Annotated in this window: 19 protein-coding genes; all 19 read left to right on the top strand. The window is 29.4% G+C overall.

The window, feature by feature from the left end; translation table 11 throughout:
- Positions 1 to 18 precede the first annotated feature (18 nt).
- The 19 genes from minD (at position 19) to I4V16_RS13270 (ending at position 16,533) form a co-directional block, all read left to right on the top strand.
- Positions 19 to 816, top strand: a complete 798-nt coding sequence (minD, locus tag I4V16_RS13360) for a septum site-determining protein MinD (RefSeq protein ID WP_049178017.1) — start codon at positions 19 to 21, stop codon at positions 814 to 816.
- Between the two features lie 16 nt (positions 817 to 832).
- The gene (gene minE, locus I4V16_RS13355) at positions 833 to 1,102 is read left to right on the top strand and encodes a cell division topological specificity factor MinE (protein WP_027096921.1); all 270 of its coding nucleotides are present in this window, start codon (positions 833 to 835) and stop codon (positions 1,100 to 1,102) included.
- Between the two features lie 173 nt (positions 1,103 to 1,275).
- Positions 1,276 to 2,412: a rod shape-determining protein RodA gene (gene rodA / locus I4V16_RS13350; protein WP_049178028.1), complete on the top strand. Its 1,137-nt coding sequence runs from the start codon at positions 1,276 to 1,278 to the stop codon at positions 2,410 to 2,412.
- 20 nt (positions 2,413 to 2,432) lie between these two features.
- A complete protein-coding gene (mgsA, locus tag I4V16_RS13345) occupies positions 2,433 to 2,801 on the top strand; it encodes a methylglyoxal synthase (RefSeq protein ID WP_049178016.1) in 369 nt (122 codons plus the stop codon).
- A 153-nt stretch (positions 2,802 to 2,954) separates the two neighbouring features.
- The gene (locus tag I4V16_RS13340) at positions 2,955 to 4,103 is read left to right on the top strand and encodes an FtsW/RodA/SpoVE family cell cycle protein (RefSeq protein WP_049178343.1); all 1,149 of its coding nucleotides are present in this window, start codon (positions 2,955 to 2,957) and stop codon (positions 4,101 to 4,103) included.
- 145 nt (positions 4,104 to 4,248) lie between these two features.
- The gene (locus I4V16_RS13335) at positions 4,249 to 5,019 is read left to right on the top strand and encodes a M23 family metallopeptidase (RefSeq protein WP_049178334.1); all 771 of its coding nucleotides are present in this window, start codon (positions 4,249 to 4,251) and stop codon (positions 5,017 to 5,019) included.
- A 26-nt stretch (positions 5,020 to 5,045) separates the two neighbouring features.
- On the top strand, positions 5,046 to 5,903 hold the full coding sequence (locus tag I4V16_RS13330; RefSeq protein ID WP_049178335.1) for a site-2 protease family protein: 858 nt from the start codon (positions 5,046 to 5,048) through the stop codon (positions 5,901 to 5,903).
- A 168-nt stretch (positions 5,904 to 6,071) separates the two neighbouring features.
- The gene (locus tag I4V16_RS13325) at positions 6,072 to 6,446 is read left to right on the top strand and encodes a GntR family transcriptional regulator (RefSeq protein WP_027096915.1); all 375 of its coding nucleotides are present in this window, start codon (positions 6,072 to 6,074) and stop codon (positions 6,444 to 6,446) included.
- 4 nt (positions 6,447 to 6,450) lie between these two features.
- Complete coding sequence (locus tag I4V16_RS13320; protein WP_099327992.1) at positions 6,451 to 7,305, top strand: ABC transporter ATP-binding protein; 855 nt, start codon at positions 6,451 to 6,453, stop codon at positions 7,303 to 7,305.
- Positions 7,302 to 8,051 (top strand): hypothetical protein, encoded by a 750-nt coding sequence (locus I4V16_RS13315; protein ID WP_049178337.1) that lies wholly within the window; start codon positions 7,302 to 7,304, stop codon positions 8,049 to 8,051. Before I4V16_RS13320 ends, I4V16_RS13315 begins: the two co-directional genes overlap by 4 nt.
- Positions 8,052 to 8,079: 28 nt before the next feature.
- Positions 8,080 to 8,841 carry a hypothetical protein gene (locus I4V16_RS13310; RefSeq protein ID WP_143331539.1) on the top strand — a complete coding sequence of 254 codons (762 nt, stop codon included), beginning with the start codon at positions 8,080 to 8,082 and terminating at the stop codon, positions 8,839 to 8,841.
- Positions 8,842 to 8,904: 63 nt separating this feature from the next.
- Positions 8,905 to 9,672 (top strand): hypothetical protein, encoded by a 768-nt coding sequence (locus I4V16_RS13305; RefSeq protein ID WP_099328898.1) that lies wholly within the window; start codon positions 8,905 to 8,907, stop codon positions 9,670 to 9,672.
- A gap of 7 nt (positions 9,673 to 9,679) precedes the next feature.
- Positions 9,680 to 10,288, top strand: coding sequence for a hypothetical protein (locus I4V16_RS13300; RefSeq protein ID WP_049178340.1), 609 nt, complete (start codon positions 9,680 to 9,682; stop codon positions 10,286 to 10,288).
- A complete protein-coding gene (locus I4V16_RS13295; RefSeq protein WP_099327989.1) occupies positions 10,272 to 11,690 on the top strand; it encodes a hypothetical protein in 1,419 nt (472 codons plus the stop codon). Before I4V16_RS13300 ends, I4V16_RS13295 begins: the two co-directional genes overlap by 17 nt.
- Positions 11,691 to 11,760: 70 nt before the next feature.
- On the top strand, positions 11,761 to 12,684 hold the full coding sequence (locus I4V16_RS13290; protein WP_099327988.1) for an aldo/keto reductase: 924 nt from the start codon (positions 11,761 to 11,763) through the stop codon (positions 12,682 to 12,684).
- 331 nt (positions 12,685 to 13,015) lie between these two features.
- Positions 13,016 to 13,513: a hypothetical protein gene (locus tag I4V16_RS13285; protein ID WP_099328899.1), complete on the top strand. Its 498-nt coding sequence runs from the start codon at positions 13,016 to 13,018 to the stop codon at positions 13,511 to 13,513.
- A 10-nt stretch (positions 13,514 to 13,523) separates the two neighbouring features.
- Positions 13,524 to 13,730: a hypothetical protein gene (locus I4V16_RS13280; protein WP_099327986.1), complete on the top strand. Its 207-nt coding sequence runs from the start codon at positions 13,524 to 13,526 to the stop codon at positions 13,728 to 13,730.
- A 258-nt stretch (positions 13,731 to 13,988) separates the two neighbouring features.
- Positions 13,989 to 15,854: a TIGR03960 family B12-binding radical SAM protein gene (locus I4V16_RS13275; protein WP_049180420.1), complete on the top strand. Its 1,866-nt coding sequence runs from the start codon at positions 13,989 to 13,991 to the stop codon at positions 15,852 to 15,854.
- Positions 15,829 to 16,533, top strand: a complete 705-nt coding sequence (locus I4V16_RS13270; protein ID WP_195966890.1) for a TIGR03936 family radical SAM-associated protein — start codon at positions 15,829 to 15,831, stop codon at positions 16,531 to 16,533. The genes I4V16_RS13275 and I4V16_RS13270 overlap by 26 nt, the downstream gene beginning before the upstream one ends.
- Positions 16,534 to 16,545: the final 12 nt, after the last annotated feature.

Here is a 16,545-nt window from a genome sequence, read left to right as displayed (position 1 = left end):
ATGTGGAGGGATTCGTAAATGGGAGTATCGATAGTAATAACATCAGGAAAAGGTGGCGTTGGAAAAACAACAACAACAGCTAATCTAGGTACAGCATTAGCAGCATTAGGAAATAAAGTTGTAGTTGTTGATGGTGATACAGGATTAAGAAATTTAGATGTATTAATGGGGTTAGAAAATAGAATTGTTTATACCATTATTGATGCTATAGAGGGAAGATGTAGATTAAAACAAGCTTTAATTAAAGATAAGAGATTTCAAAATCTATTTTTACTTCCAACAGCACAAACAAAGGACAAGGACGATATAAGTCCACAACAAATGTTAAAGTTAGTTAATGAATTAAAGAAGGATTTTGATTATATTCTTATAGATTCACCAGCAGGAATTGAACAAGGTTTTGAAAATGCTGTAATTGGAGCTGATAGAGCAATAGTTGTAGTAAATCCAGAAATTACTTCAGTGAGAGATGCTGATAGAGTAATTGGTAAGCTTGATGCAAAGGGATTAGAAGATCATGGAGTAATAGTAAACAGACTAAATTATGAAATGACTAAAAGAGGAGACATGTTGGATGTTTCAGATATAATTGAAACTCTATCAGTAAAGCTTGTTGGGGTTGTTCCAGATGACAAAAATATTACTGTGTCAACTAACAAGGGTGAACCAATTGTTTTAGAAGAAAAAGCTTATGCAGGTGAAGCATTTAGAAATATAGCAAAGAGAATTACAGGAGAAGATGTTCCTATAATGGATTTACAAGAAAATTCAGCAGGATTCTTTGGATCTTTAAAGAAGTTATTTGGACGTAAATAAAGGGGGGACGGAGAATATGGGACTTTTTGATGGCTTTTCAGCAAAAATTAAACCCAAAGAGGTTGCAAAAGATAGACTAAGGTTAATACTTATTCATGATAGAGGAGATATTCCTGGAGAAACCTTAGATAAAATGAGAGATGAAATATTAGAAGTATTATCTAAATATATAGAAATCCAATCAGATGACGTAGAAATTTCTGTTACTAAGAGTGAATGTATTGAAGGAGATGCACCTTCGTCTTTAGTAGCAAATATTCCTATTAAAGCTGTAAGAGGAAGATAGAAGAATTTCGAGCTTTGCTCGAAGTTCTTCTTATTTTTGGCAGGAAAAAATTAATATTTTCTTATATTTTGTCATATTATATTTATTCTATAGAGAAAAAGGCAATAATAATATATAATTATGTTTGTAATCTCTGAAAGTATGGAGGTGTAACATTGGAGAGAAGAGATAGAATTTTAAGTAGATATAAATTAGATTTTAAGCTTATTAGAGAGATAGATAAGGGATTGCTATTTTCAGCTATAGCACTTATGCTGTATGGAATGCTTAACATATACTTATGTACAAAGGGAGATGTAGCACCATTCTTTTTCGTAAAGAAACAATTTATGTGGTTTATTATATCAATGGTTGCTTTATATTTCTTAGTGGCAGTAGATTATTCTGTTATATATAGATATGTACCTATTTTTTATTGGGGTTCAGTTATTTTGCTATTATGTGTATGGATTCCGGGGATTGGTGTTAAGGTTAATGGAGCTAGAGGTTGGATTAACATAGGAATATCTAATCTTCAGCCTGCAGAGCTGGCCAAGTTTGGTATTATCTTAATGGTAGCCAAACTCTTAGAGGAAATGGACTATGAGGTTAATAACTTAAGAAATATAATTAAGATAGGTATTTACTGTATGATACCAGTAAGCTTAATTCTTATTCAACCAGATATGGGAATGACAATGGTTTGTTTCTTTATAGTTTTAGGTATGTTATTTATTGCAGGGTTAGATAGGCGTATAATAATAGGTGGATTCTCTGCATTACTTATTGGAGTAGTTGTTTTATGGAATTCAGGATTAATATTACCTCACCAAAAGGCAAGAATAACAGCTTTTATGAATCCAGAAACAGATACATCAGCTCAAGGATATCAGTTAAATCAATCTTTAATTGGTATTGGATCAGGAGGAGTTGTAGGAACAAGACCATCCTTAGATCCAGAGGTTTCTCCAGGGTATGCAGGTACTCATGTTCCAGAAATTCAAACAGATTTTATATTTGCAGCTATAGGAGAACAATGGGGATTCTTAGGAGCCATGCTTTTATTATTACTGTACGGAATACTAATTACTAAAATGATTAACATAGCAAGAAAGGCAAAGGATAGATTTGCATCATTAGTTTGTATTGGACTAGTATCATATTTCTTATTTGCCATAACTCAAAATATAGGTATGACAATAGGGCTTATTCCTATAACAGGTATTACACTACCACTTATAAGTTATGGAGGAAGTTCTCTGCTTACGACAACAATGGCTGTAGGACTAGTTCTAAACATAGGTATGAGAAAGAAAAAGATACATTTCTAAGAATTTAGGGGGATGAGATTATGAGAGTAGCATTAATTGCTCATGATAAGAAAAAGGAAGAAATAATTCACTTCGCAAAGAAACATAAGGATATTTTAAAAAATCATGAACTTGTAGCAACGGGAACTACAGGATTAAAAATTAATGAAGCTACAGGATTAGAAGTTCATAGATATTTATCAGGGCCATATGGTGGTGACCAGCAAATAGGTGGAAGTTTAGCTGAAGGAGACATAGATTTAGTAATATTTTTAAGAGATCCTTTAACAGCTCAACCACATGAACCAGATGTTTCAGCATTAATTAGAATTTGTGATGTCCATAAGGTGCCAGTTGCAACTAATATAGGAACAGCAGAAATTCTAATAAATGAGTTAGCAAAAAGATAGTTAAAAGAGAAATTGCTTAGCAATTTCTCTTTTTTAATACTATAAATTAAATAATTATTACAGTTTAAGGCAAAATATGGATATTAGTTCCTTTTAAATATATAATTAACTTAGTAAGATCAGGGAGATGAAAAAATGCTGGATACCAATAGAATTATTCAAAGATATAAATTGGATAGTAGATTTGCTAAAGAGATTGACAAGGGAATACTAATATCAATGTTATTATTAATAATATTTGGAATACTAAATATATATTTATGTACTAAGGGAGAAGTTTTTCCTGTACTCGGACCATTTTATTTTGCTAAGAGGCAAATTATGTGGTTTGTAATTTCTATGGTAGCTCTTTACATAATATTAACTGTAGATTATAGAGTTATTTATAATTATATTCCTATAATTTATTGGGGGTCAGTAATATTACTGTTGATGGTATGGATACCTAAGGTAGGTGTTGAAGTTAATGGAGCAAGAGGATGGATAGATTTAAAAATCTGTATGTTTCAACCATCTGAAATAGCTAAGTATGGAATTATATTGATGGTAGCAAAGCTATTAGATGAGATGGATTATAAGATTAATGATATAAGAAATTTACTTAGATTAGGGTTTTATATAGCTATTCCAGTATTCTTTATATTGTTACAAAAGGATATGGGAATGACAATGGTATGTTTTTTTATAGTGCTTGGAATGTTTTTTATAGCAGGTTTAGATAAGAGAGTTATACTTGGAGGTTTATCTGTGTTAGCTATAGGAATTATATTTGTTTGGTATTCAGGATTACTTGGAGGATATAGAGCAGGCAGAATAAATTCTTTCTTAAACCCAGAAGAATATGCAGATGATTTATCATATCAATATACTCAAGGGGTTATAGGGATTGGAGCAGGAGGATTAACTGGGATTGATAAATCCTTTGATCCTGATATTGATCCAGGGTATGCAGGGACTAATGTGCCAGAGATACAAACAGATTTTATATTCTCAGCCATAGCAGAGCAATGGGGCTTTATTGGAGGAGCATTTGTTTTAATTTTATATGGAGTGTTAATTACAAAGATGATAGTAATTTCAAGAAATTGTGGAGATAGATTTGCATCTATAGTTTGTGTTGGAATTATATCTTATTTTATGTTTGCAGTTACACAAAATATAGGTATGACTATAGGGCTTTTGCCTATAACAGGTATAACATTGCCTTTAATAAGTTATGGAGGTAGCTCTTTATTAACTACTGTAATTGGTGTAGCAATGGTCTTAAATATTTCTATGAGAAAGAAAAAAATACTTTTTTAAAAGGGAAATTGCCTAAGAAATTTCCTTTTTTTGTTATTAAAAGTTACCAAACTTTTCTCTAAAAAGCTGAGTTAAATTATGACATAGGAATATTAACCATATAGTGAAAATATAATTTATTAGTAAAACTACTAGGAGGAAAGAGATGGGAGAGTACAAGTCGCAATACGAGAAATACTATAAAAACTTAAGGAATAAGGTACCGGGTAAAACACCTAAACCAGCCTCTCCTTATGATTATTTAGGAAGAGGAAAAAGCAGTAATAATAGAGTAGAAAATAGGTTTGTAAAAAAGTTTATTTTTCAACTTGCTGGAGCCTTAATCCTTTTAGTAATTTTTATGGGAATAAAGGTAATTCCTATAGAGGGTGCAAAAGAAGCGTATATTGTAACTAGGGAAGCTTTAGATAAAAATTTTGATGTTGAAGAAGCAGTAATGGCCATGAATATACCTGGGGTAGAGGATTATAAAGAAAACATTTTAGACTATATAGATAATTTTAGGAGTTTTGTAACAGGTGATAAAACTCTTAAAGAAGATATAAAGGATAACTATGTAATACCAGTAGTAGGTACAGTATCCCATTTATCAGGTGAAAATGTAGGAATTATAATACAGACAGATAGTGAAATGGATGTTATTGCAAGCTTTGATGGAAAGATAAGAGAAATTAAGGAAGATGGAGATGAAAAACATATAATAGTTGACCATGGAAATGGTATAGAGACATACTATGGATTAATTTCTACCGTTGATATTAAAGAAGGAGATAAGGTAGAAAAGGGACAGTTAATAGGTAAAACAGGGGTGTTAGACTCTGAAGGAACTAAAGGAATAGTATATAAGATAAGTTATATGGGGGTTGAAAAAGATCCAGTAGAAATGATGGATTTTTCATCCTTAAAGAGCGTTTAGTTGTTAGCAATCCTTAGGAGTTTTAAATGGACAGAAAAAGAAAGATGCTAATATTAGAATTTATATTCTTATTAGTAATTTGTACTTTAAATAAGCAAATGTTGATTGGTTTTATATGGGTTATACTGCATGAGGCAGTTCATATCTTAGTAGCAAATAACTTTGGACTAAGGTTAAGTAGTTTTAAAATTCATATAACAGGGGCAGGAACAGAGATAGATGATATCGATGATTTATCAGAAAATAGAAAACTGATTTTATATGTTTCTGGACCCCTGTTTAACTTTGTTTCAGCAATGGTATTATTATTTTTAAAGAATGAATATGGATTAAATGTTGAAAGTAGCATATGGATAAATCTTGGGTTACTCTTCTTTAACATGTTGCCAGCGTATCCTTTAGATGGTGTAAGAATATATGAGATACTTTTAAGTAAGAAAATCTTATATAAAAAAGCAAAGAAACTTTTAGTAAGAGCTAGTTTTACGGTAGCTGCATTTATTATGATAGGTTTCTTTCTAACAATATACATACATAAGGTCAATATTAGTTTGCTTTTAGCATCAGTTTTATTAACATATACAACCTTCTTAGAGAACGAAAAAACTATTTATATAATTATGGGAAGTATAGTAAGAAAGAGTAGAAGGTTAATTAGTGATGGATATATAGAGAATAAAAGTATTTCTGTCTATTACAAGAGAGATTTAATTAAGGTTTTAAGCCTAGTAGATAGGAATAAGTTTAATTCTTTTTTTGTTTTAGATGATGATATGAGACTTTTAGGAATAATTTATGAAGACGAACTTATAAAGACCTTGAAGGAAAATGGTAACATGACCCTTGAGGAACTATTAGTAAGTAAAAAGAATAAAAAAGATTAGAAAGAGAAGTTGCTTTGCAATTTCTCTATTTTTTTGTAAGTTCTCCTAATTGACAGATTATTTATATAACTACTACACTAAAATGATTAAAAATTGAAGTATTGACAAAAACTGTATAAGGGGTGTATAGTGTGAATATATGGTATACACACCTAAGGAGGTGTATGAGTGAAAATAATTTTAGATTATACAAGTGATTTGCCGATGTATGAACAAGTAGTAAAAGGAATAAAGGATTTAATTATAGATGGTAGTCTAAAGGAAAACGACTTACTACCTTCTGTTAGGAAGCTATCTCAGGAGCTTAATGTTAGTACTATTACTATAAAAAGGGCTTATTTAGAATTAGAGAAGGCTGGAATAACATATTCTGTTTCAGGGGTAGGCACCTTTGTGAGAGTTAAGGATAATGAAGAATTAATTAATGAAAATAAAGAAAAGCTATTTTGTGAACTTGATGATATAGTAGGTAAATTATTAGATGGTAAGTGTACAAAAGAAGAGATAATTAAAAGGGTTAATAAGATTTTGAGGGGGAATTAAAATTATGGAGAATTTATTAGAGATTAAGGATTTAAGTATTGAGTTTAAGAATTTTGCTTTGAAAAATGTATCATTTTGTGTTCCAAGAGGAACAGTTTTAGGATTTATAGGGCAAAATGGTGCAGGAAAAACTACTACATTAAAGCTTATTCTAAACAGTTATAAAAGGGCTTCAGGGGAAATAAGAGTTCTAGGAAAAGATAATATTAAAGATGAGATTTTTGTAAAGAACAATATAGGCTATGTACCAGCAGAAAGTTATCTTATAGATAATAAAACAATTGAAGAACATGAAGAAACCTTTGAGTTTTTCTATGATAAGTGGGATCACAAGCTTTATATGGAGTATATAAAGAACTTTGGTATAGATATGAATAAAAAGTGTGGAGATTTATCTACTGGCATGAAGACAAAAGCTATGTTAGCTTTAGCATTAGCACATGACCCACAAATTTTAATTTTAGATGAGCCAACATCAGGCTTAGATCCAGTAGCTAGGCTAGAATTTCTTGATATGCTTAGAGATTTTGTAGGAGATGGGGAGAAATCTGTTATTTTATCAACTCACATTACCTCAGATTTAGATAAGGTAGCAGACTATATAGCATTAATTCATGAAGGAAGAATTTTAGAATTTGATTCTATGGATAATATCCAAGAAAGTTTTGCTGTAGTTAAGGGAGATTTATCTGAGATTGTTGGCTATGAAGATGACTTTATAGGTATAAAAAAGTGGGATGATTCCTTTGAAGGGTTAATTAAAAGAGAAAAATTAGTAGGAGAATTAAAGAATTTAAGAACTATAGTTCCTAATATAGAAAATTTATTATCATTTCATATTTGGGGCAATAAAAAATGATAAGAAGAATAAGGCAAAATATTGAAGTAATGAAGATAGGTATAAAGCTAGGAGTTATAGCTTGGAATATCATCTGTTACATTTTTATATTGTATTTATCAGGGGTTACTTATTGGGCAGATTACCTTAATAAATTTGAGAAATTTGCAAGTGGCGTAGAAGTGTATGGAGCTTTTAAAGTTTCAGGATATATGTCATACATTTTTCTTTTAGTAGGTTGGACTATTATTATTGCGAAGGATTCTCTAGTAAAAGATAAAACAAAAGTAGAGGATATACTAAGTTTTTTACCTGTAGAAAAGTATAAAATTATACTAGGAAAAGTATTAGGATATTATATAGCAATAGTTCCAGCAACAGGAATAATGATTATGGTATTTGCCTCAAACATTGATAATTTTTATATAAATGGACTTAGAGGTATCTATTTGTTTGTATATATTGTAGTTTTAGTTATGCTAACCCTATTTAATTTTGCAAGATCAAATAATAAGTATCCTAGGTTGGAGAAGAGTGTGAAAAATATTGGTGTTTCATTAGCGGTTTTAATTTCTATTAGTATATTTATAGAGCAACTTATATTAAAGAATAGTTTTATAGGTACTTTCTATACCTATATTCACAGAAATTATTTCGCTCAATTAATAGGTATAAGAAGTATTGGAATAGTTGTTGTAATATTGGCTTTAACTACATTTATTATCTTTAACTATTTGTATGTAAAAAGAGTTAGTGAAAAAATATAGAGGATTATACTTTAATATTGGAGGGGCAATGAAGAGAAGAGTTAAGAGAATAACCTTAATGATGAATTTTGTAATGGATGGGCATGGAAAAGGTAAATATATATTATTTATATTTTTATTTATAATGAGTTTTTTAAATTTAGAGCTTATTAGTTATCACTTTGAGTCAATATCATTCTTCGTTAGTATAAATGAGCCACTTGAAAATAATGCTTTCGTATTAAATAAATTATTGAATGTGTTTCAATATACAGGACTTATGCTATTTTATTCATTAACATGGGGGATACCTACACAAGTAGTAGATAACAAGTTATCAGAGATATTTGAAATATTGCCATTAAAAAAGAGCGAGATATTTTTAGAAAGAATTATTAATTTATTTCTGATTTCAATAATAGTTATGATGTTTTATTTGGGATTATATACCATTAATATTAATGAGTTTTATGGGATCGGAATAAGGGGAATAGTAAGCGCAATAATTATAATGGTATTGATATGTTTAACCTTTATAAATATAAGTAGGTTTTTTAGAAATAGTAGGGTATATAAAACCACAAAAATAATTGGAGTTTTATCAATACTATCGGTTTATTTAATTCCAGGGCTATTTATTTTAATTAATCGTGAAGATGAAATTAATAATATAGTAAATACAATTCATGGAAGTAGTTTTATTCAAACCTTAGGTGATAAGAGCGTTGGTATTATTGTAGGGACAGTATTATTTGGTATTTATTTCATCCTTAACTATTGGTATGTAAGAAGACAGGTATATAAGGACTAAATTTCATAAATGGTCACTAAATTAAGTGTGAATAATAATAATATCTGATTTGGAGGGGGCAAAGTGAAGGATAGAATTAAGAGAGTGTTATATACTATGAATTTATCTATGGATGGCAAGGGGAGAATAAGTATTAATTTATATCTAATGCTTTATTTAATTTTAAGTACTGTAGATATGAAGGTTATTAAATATACTTTGAAGAATATTTATGAGTTTTCAACATTTTCAGAAGTATATGCAGAAAATTTCAATGTTTTAGTTGAGATTTTTGATATTGTTTCTTTAATATCTATTAGTATTTTCTTTGTAGTGTTCTGGGTTTTACCAAAGCAAAAGTATGAGTATCAAATAACTAAAATGAGCACAGTTATACCTATAAATAAAGAAGAGTTGGTAATAAGTAGGGTTTTGAGCTTAGGATATGCATTTTTATTATTGTTAATTCCTTATATAGGTATGTTTAGTGTTAAGGTGGAAAATGCCTTAATTATAGAAGTAAGGGGAATAATAGCAGCTTTTATAATAATGGTTCTATTATTTTTTACAGTGAAAAATATTGCTAGATTTTTTAAGAGAGATATAGGGGAAAAGTTAGTAAATATTTTTGGACTTATTTTAATGTTAGCCCCTTATATTCTTCCCTTAATAATATTTGAGATTACAGGTGATGAAAGTATATTTTATATTTTCAATTCTTTTTCTAATAGTAAGTTTATCCAAAGCCTTGGAAGCAGTGAACATGGAATATGCTTTGGATTAGTAATCATTAGCTTGATATTTATTTTTAACTATTGGTATGTAAGAAGACAGGTATATAAAAAGGGGTGAACAAACAGTGAGTTTATTAAAAATATATATTGCATTAGCAAAGAAAGGCTTTCTACCTAGTCCATTGCTTGGAATAATGGGATTTGCACTAGTGTTATTTATAAATAATCCTGGGTTAGAATTAGTTGTAGTAATGTATCCATTAGTAATTTCACTTTTAATTACAGAAAAAGAATATAATTTATTATTTACTCTTCCTATGAAAACACGAGATATTTTAAAATTTAAATATATAAACTCATATGTTCAGGTAATACTAGGATTTATTCTAGGGGGAGTAGGATTGGCATTTAAGGGGGAACTTGAACTAGGATATTTTATATATAGATTATCAGTTGTAATAATAGAATTAAATATTTTATTGTTTTTAAATTCAAATAGGGGATTGAGAAATAATAAAGAAGATGGAGCATTATTAATTCCAGTATTAATGATGATTATAGCTATAGTCTTTTATTACTTAGGAATAGAAAGCGATAAATTCAATATGGTAGATAAGTCAATAATGTATAGTGTAGGTATAGTAACAGCTGTTTTTAGTTGCTTTAATTCATATAAAAAATCTAATGCTATAGTTTATGGTGAGGGGGAAATAAACTATGAGGAAGTATCTTAGTTTAGATTACTACAAGGGAATAAGTGGGGATTTAAGAGCAGGTATATTAACTGATATAGGAAATTTATTTATATGTATTTGTATAGTTTTTATAGGGATGAGGAGTTTAGAACCTTGGGGGAATGAATATATTATTCAATTTAACTTTAGTGGAGTTCTACTTATTTTGCTTAGCATTTCATTAAACATAGGAGATAGACATATACTTAGTAGAAAGAGCAAAATATCAGGGGTTTTACCTATAACAGATAGAGATTATTTTAGTGTAAATTTTATAGGAATGTTAATTAAGATTGGAGCGGTTATTTTATCTATAGGAATATTATTCTTATTTAAATCTGGAGATGAGATGCCTGGATTAAGAGGAATAATAATTTTATATTCTATATTTGTAGTGTATTTAATAACTAAAAAATATATCCATAAAAGCCTAGGTAAAGATTGTAAGAGAATAAAAGTTCTTAATAGATTACTACTTATCCTATTATTTGTGTTGAATATTATAATAATTATAGATATAGGAGTTCCACAAGTTGATATTATAAATGTTAGAGCTAATGAAATACTGCAAACCTTAAGCTCCATGGCAATACCAGAGTTTTTTGGAAGTAGGGGAGCTGCAGCTATAGTAGTTATGGGTATTATACTTTACTCTGTTTATTATAATTACACCTATATAGTTAATGAAAAAAAGGGAAAAAAGTATTTTAATCCTTATTTTCTAGGAGTAGTTTCAGGTGGATTAAAAAATGGAGTAGTTTTTTATATAGTTGAATTTTTTTGTATAGGGGCATCTTTTCTCGTAGGATGGATTAAGGTTATAGATGTCTTAAGCAGTTCTAATCCTTTAATGGAAAATATATTTAACGCGTATATGTTGGTTGTACTTTGTGCTGTTCTAGTTTTGCTAGTTGAATATAGTCAATATAGGGAGAATTTAAACTTTCAAGGTGAAAAGATAAGAGATTATTTACCTATAAAGAAGGAAGATATACAAATTGGTATATTTATAAGACAAATGTTAGTTTTAGTAGGTTTTTCACCTATAATTATAGTTATGTATGTAATCCAATCAAGTAATCCTTTAGTAATAGGGGCAAGAGGATTATATGTATTTTTTATAATAATGGCATTTATTTTAAATATATTTCTGGTGATTAGAGAGGTAAAGATTAGTGAAAAAGCGACTTCCATAATAATGAGAGTGATTATATTTGTTGGAATAATATTGGGGGTTAATGGAGGCGGTGATGGGATAAATTTAATATCATATAAGCTAATATCTACGAAGGTATTTCAATTTTTAGGGGGCTATTCTGTAGGGGCAATACTTATCCCTATAGTTTTAATTTTATTTTGTTATATAAATTATATATACATTATTAGAAAGAACAGAATTTAGTTGATTTAATTATATATATGGTGGTAAGCTATAAAAGAAAACATTTTCAAAGGTGATGGAGGTTATATAAATGAAGCAAATAAAAATAGCTAATACAGATATGGAAGTATCACAAATATCTTTAGGGTGTATGAGAATAGCAGGTCTTACTAACAATGAGGTTGAAAGATTAGTAAAGACTGCATTAGATGAAGGAATAAATTACTTTGATCATGCTGATATATATGGAAAAGGGAAGTCTGAAGAAATTTTTTCAGAAGCTATAGGAATGAATAGTTCTTTAAGAGAAAAGATGTTCATTCAATCAAAGTGTGGAATAAATCAAAAGGATGGCAACTATGATTTTTCTAAGGAATATATTTTAGATTCAGTAGATGGTATATTAAAGAGATTAAAGACAGACTATTTAGATGCTCTTTTACTTCATAGACCAGATGCTTTGGTAGAGCCAGAAGAAGTGGCAGAGGCGTTTAATATATTAAAGAACTCTGGAAAAGTAAGACACTTTGGGGTTTCTAACCACAATTCACTTCAAATAGAATTATTACAAAAGTACTTAGATCAAAAGATTGTCTTTAACCAACTTCAATTAAGTGTTACTAATTCAGGAATGATTAGAACAGGACTAAATGTCAATATGGAAAATGAAGCAGGAATAAATAGAGATGGAAGTGTTCTTGATTATTGTAGATTAAATGATATTACAATACAAACATGGTCACCATTCCAGTATGGATTCTTTGAAGGAGTTTTCTTAAATAATGATAAGTTCCCAGAGTTAAATAAGACTATTGATGAAATTGCATCTAGATATGGGGTTTCCAATACAACAATAGCTATGGCTTGGATTTTAAGACATCCAGCTAAGATGCAAGGTATAGCAGGTACTACAAATGTAGAAAGATTAAAAGAAATTTGTAAGGCATCGGATATAGTTCTTACAAGAAAAGAATGGTACGATATATTTAAGGCAGCAGGAAATACACTTCCTTAAGATAATAAAGATAATAAGGTGAGAATAGTTAATAAAGATAAGGTGGAGAAATTGCTATGCAGTTTCTCTTTTTTTATAATTATAAGAAAGTATAAAATTTTAACCACTCTTTTTTGTTATTGAAGAATAGCAGACTATTATGCTGGAATTACATTATATGGAAGAAGAGGGGCTGAGCTAGTTATGAGGGAAAGTAAAAAAAGAATAATGGTTATAATTTTACTAATTTCATTACTTTTAAATATATACATGATAATTAAATATTGTAGAATTAACTCTCTAAATGAAAATATAAAAATAGTACGTAGTAATATTAAGGAGTGGGAGAAATATGAGTAAGAGAAAAACAATTTTTCTTATAATAGTTCTTATAGTATCAATTTCTCTTAATATATTGCTTGGAATTGCTATAAATGATAAAAAGAAGATATCTTCAGAAAGATTAATTGATAACTGTGATTATTTAGGCAAGATGTGTAAGGGGATTAGAGATGAGTGGGAGTATCCAGGTAATTTAGAGCTAGATGCAAGAGTTTCAGTAGAAAATATAGAAAGTTATATAAAAGAAGTGGGCGTAAAAAGTTTTGGTGGAGATGAATTAAATATATATAAAGCTATAATGGGAGATATTGTAGATGGTATATATAATAAAAAGATGGAAGGTTTGAATTTACTAATTGAACAATTAAATTTAATAAACAAATATTTGGATGAAAATAAGGATGAGTTTATTGAACATCCTAGAAAGCTAGAAAAGGAAATAAAAGAAGATGGGAGTTTATTATTTAACCATCTTAAAGCAATAGAATATTCTATAAATAATTTATAGGAGAAGAAATTTGGAAGAAATCAATATACTGTCATTAAATAATACATTTTTCACGGTTAATGCAGTAATAGACTCCACGGGAATAATTGATGATGATAGAATAATAAAATACTTTTTAAAGAACGTAAGAAAAAACATTCCATCACGAATAATTATAGAAAAAGATAAGTTGATTAGGATAATATTAATAATAAAGATAAGAATAGATTCTGCTTAGGCAGAATTTTTTTTTGCTTGGATCTAGGTCTATATTTATATATTTATTTCTTTTTATATTTAAAAAAATATTTGAATATTTATTTTTGTATTTTCAATTTTATAAAAATTGAAATGAAGATTTGCTTTAAAGAACTTTGTAATCTTTCTTATCTTAATTATACGCTGTCTTATTTTTCTTTTTGAAAGCCACTAAGCTTTGTGATAGAATTAGAAGATATGAAATAAATTATGTAAATAAACTTAGGAGGATCTATTAATGAATAAAATAACAGATCACATTCTATGTAAAGTAGAAAAGCCTGCTAGATATGTAGGTGGAGAATTAAATGAAATAATTAAAAATCCAGAAGAAGTAGATATTAGATTTGCATTCTGTTTCCCAGATGTTTATGAAGTGGGAATGTCTCACTTAGGAACAAGAATACTATATCATACTATAAATGAAAGAAAAGATACATACTGCGAAAGAGTATTTGCTCCATGGCCAGATATGGAAGAGCAATTAAGAAAGAATAATATATCTCTATGCACATTAGAAACAAAAACTCCATTAAAAGAGTTTGATATATTAGGCTTCACTCTTCAATATGAGATGAGTTATACAAACATATTAAATATGCTTGATATGTCTGGGATAACTATAAGAGCAGAAGAAAGAGGAGAAGATGAACCTTTAGTTATGGCAGGGGGACCTTGTGCCTACAACCCAGAACCATTAGTTGGAATAGTTGATTTCTTTGAAATTGGTGAAGGGGAAGAAATGATGGATGATGTACTTGAGGTTTATGCCAAGTACAAGAAAGGAAAGTGGGACAAAAAGGCTTTCCTAAGAGAGATATCAAAAATTGGAGGTATATATGTACCTTCACTATATGATGTGGAATATAATGAAGATGGAACAATAAAGAGCTTTAAGCCAAAGTATGATGATGTTCCAGCAGTTGTTAAAAAGAGAATAATAAATAACTTTGATAGAGTATCATTCCCAGAGAATATGATAGTACCTTATACAGAAATTGTTCACGATAGAATAGTTCTTGAAACCTTCAGAGGTTGTACAAATGGATGTAGATTCTGTCAAGCTGGTATGATTTATAGACCAGTTAGAGAAAAATCAAAGGAAACTTTAGTAAAGCAAGCTAGAAATATGCTTAAGAGTACAGGATATCAAGAAGTTTCACTTTCTTCATTAAGTACATGTGACTACTCTGATATTGAAGGACTTATCCATGATTTAATGGAGGAGCATGAAAAGGATAAGGTTGCAATTGCCCTACCTTCTATTAGAGTTGATGCATTCTCAGTAGATTTAATTAAGGAAATCCAGAAGGTTAAGAAGACAGGATTAACATTTGCTCCGGAAGCTGGATCTCAAAGAATGAGAGACATAATTAACAAGGGGTTAACTGAAGAAAGAATTTTAGAAGCTACTAGAAATGCTTTTGAATCAGGATGGAACAAGATTAAGCTTTACTTCATAATTGGTTTACCATATGAAACATTAGAAGATTGTGCTGGTATTGGTGATTTAGCAGGAAAGATGGCTGATGAATATTTTGCACTTCCAAAGAATGTGAGAGCTAAGGGACTTAGCATTACAGTAAGTACATCTATATTAGTTCCAAAGCCATTTACACCATTCCAATGGGCACCAATGGCTAGATTAGAAGAAGTAGATGAAAAGATAAATGCAGTTAAAGGTTCAATAAAATCAAGAAGCATTCACTACAACTATCATGAGCAAAAAACTTCATATATGGAAGCTGTATTTGCAAGGGGAGATAGAAGACTTAGTGAAGTATTAATTAAAGCCTTTGAAAAGGGTGCTAAGTTTGATGGTTGGTCTGAATACTTCAGCTTTGATATATGGAAAGAAGCATTAGCAGAATGCAATGTTGATGGAGATTTCTTTACTTATAGAGAAAGAGGATACGATGAAATACTTCCTTGGGACTTTATAGATATTGGAGTTACAAGAAAGTATCTTGAAAGAGAAAACGAAAAGGCTAAAAAAGCAGAGCTTACTCAAAACTGTAGAAAAGGATGTACAGGATGTGGAGTAAATGTAAACTTCAAAGAAGGAGAGTGTTTTGAGGGTGCGATACTTAATAAAGTATACTAAAGAAAGTAATATAAAATTTATTTCTCACTTAGACTTAATGAGAACAATACAAAAGGTTGTAAGAAGAGCCGAATTACCAGTTAAATATTCACAAGGATTTAACCCACATATGGCTTTATCTATAGCTCAACCTTTAGGTGTTGGAGTATATTCAAGTGGTGAATATATGGATTTAATCTTAGTTGAAGAGATGGATGTACAAGAAATTGTAGATAGATTAAATGAAAAATCAGCTTCAGGAATTAAGTTTATGACAGCAACTCAAATTCCACCAACTGAGCCAAATGAGAAAAAGATGCCACAAGCTATGGCTATGATAGATGCTTGTAGATATACTATAAAGATAAACTATACAAGTGTTGAAGGCCTTGAAGAGGAAGTTAAGGCTTTAGTTGAAAAGAATGAATGGATTACTTTAAAGAAGAGTAAAAAGGCTGAAAAAGAAGTTAATATTAAAGAATTCATCTATGAATTTAAATTCTGGGTTAAGGATGAAGCTTTAATTATAAATACTGTAGTTAAGTCAGGAAGTAGAGAACATTTATCAGCAGATTTATTAGCTAAATACATTAAAGAACATACCTCTAATGTAGATGAAGATGCTTTTGTAGATATAAAGAGAGAAGAAATGTATTTTGAAAAGGGTAATAAGTTAGTACCACTATATAACTGTGTATAGGAAGTGTTAATT

The sequence above is a fragment of the Clostridium sp. 1001283B150210_160208_E6 genome (assembly GCF_015669365.1).
In the GTDB taxonomy this organism is placed as follows: domain Bacteria; phylum Bacillota; class Clostridia; order Clostridiales; family Clostridiaceae; genus Clostridium; species Clostridium paraputrificum.
The sequence above is the reverse complement of the archived record's forward strand: the minus strand, read 5'-3'. Positions and strand labels throughout refer to the sequence as shown.

Excerpts from the sequence above, each read along its gene's own strand:
- I4V16_RS13295 (WP_099327989.1), top strand. The coding sequence starts at position 10,272 with ATGAGGAAGTATCTTAGTTTAGATTACTACAAGGGAATAAGTGGGGAT.
- I4V16_RS13320 (WP_099327992.1), top strand. The coding sequence starts at position 6,451 with ATGGAGAATTTATTAGAGATTAAGGATTTAAGTATTGAGTTTAAGAAT.
- I4V16_RS13275 (WP_049180420.1), top strand. The coding sequence starts at position 13,989 with ATGAATAAAATAACAGATCACATTCTATGTAAAGTAGAAAAGCCTGCT.
- mgsA (WP_049178016.1), top strand. The coding sequence starts at position 2,433 with ATGAGAGTAGCATTAATTGCTCATGATAAGAAAAAGGAAGAAATAATT.
- minE (WP_027096921.1), top strand. The coding sequence starts at position 833 with ATGGGACTTTTTGATGGCTTTTCAGCAAAAATTAAACCCAAAGAGGTT.
- minD (WP_049178017.1), top strand. The coding sequence starts at position 19 with ATGGGAGTATCGATAGTAATAACATCAGGAAAAGGTGGCGTTGGAAAA.
- I4V16_RS13330 (WP_049178335.1), top strand. The coding sequence starts at position 5,046 with ATGGACAGAAAAAGAAAGATGCTAATATTAGAATTTATATTCTTATTA.
- I4V16_RS13315 (WP_049178337.1), top strand. The coding sequence starts at position 7,302 with ATGATAAGAAGAATAAGGCAAAATATTGAAGTAATGAAGATAGGTATA.
- I4V16_RS13285 (WP_099328899.1), top strand. The coding sequence starts at position 13,016 with ATGAGTAAGAGAAAAACAATTTTTCTTATAATAGTTCTTATAGTATCA.
- I4V16_RS13290 (WP_099327988.1), top strand. The coding sequence starts at position 11,761 with ATGAAGCAAATAAAAATAGCTAATACAGATATGGAAGTATCACAAATA.
- I4V16_RS13310 (WP_143331539.1), top strand. The coding sequence starts at position 8,080 with ATGAAGAGAAGAGTTAAGAGAATAACCTTAATGATGAATTTTGTAATG.
- I4V16_RS13335 (WP_049178334.1), top strand. The coding sequence starts at position 4,249 with ATGGGAGAGTACAAGTCGCAATACGAGAAATACTATAAAAACTTAAGG.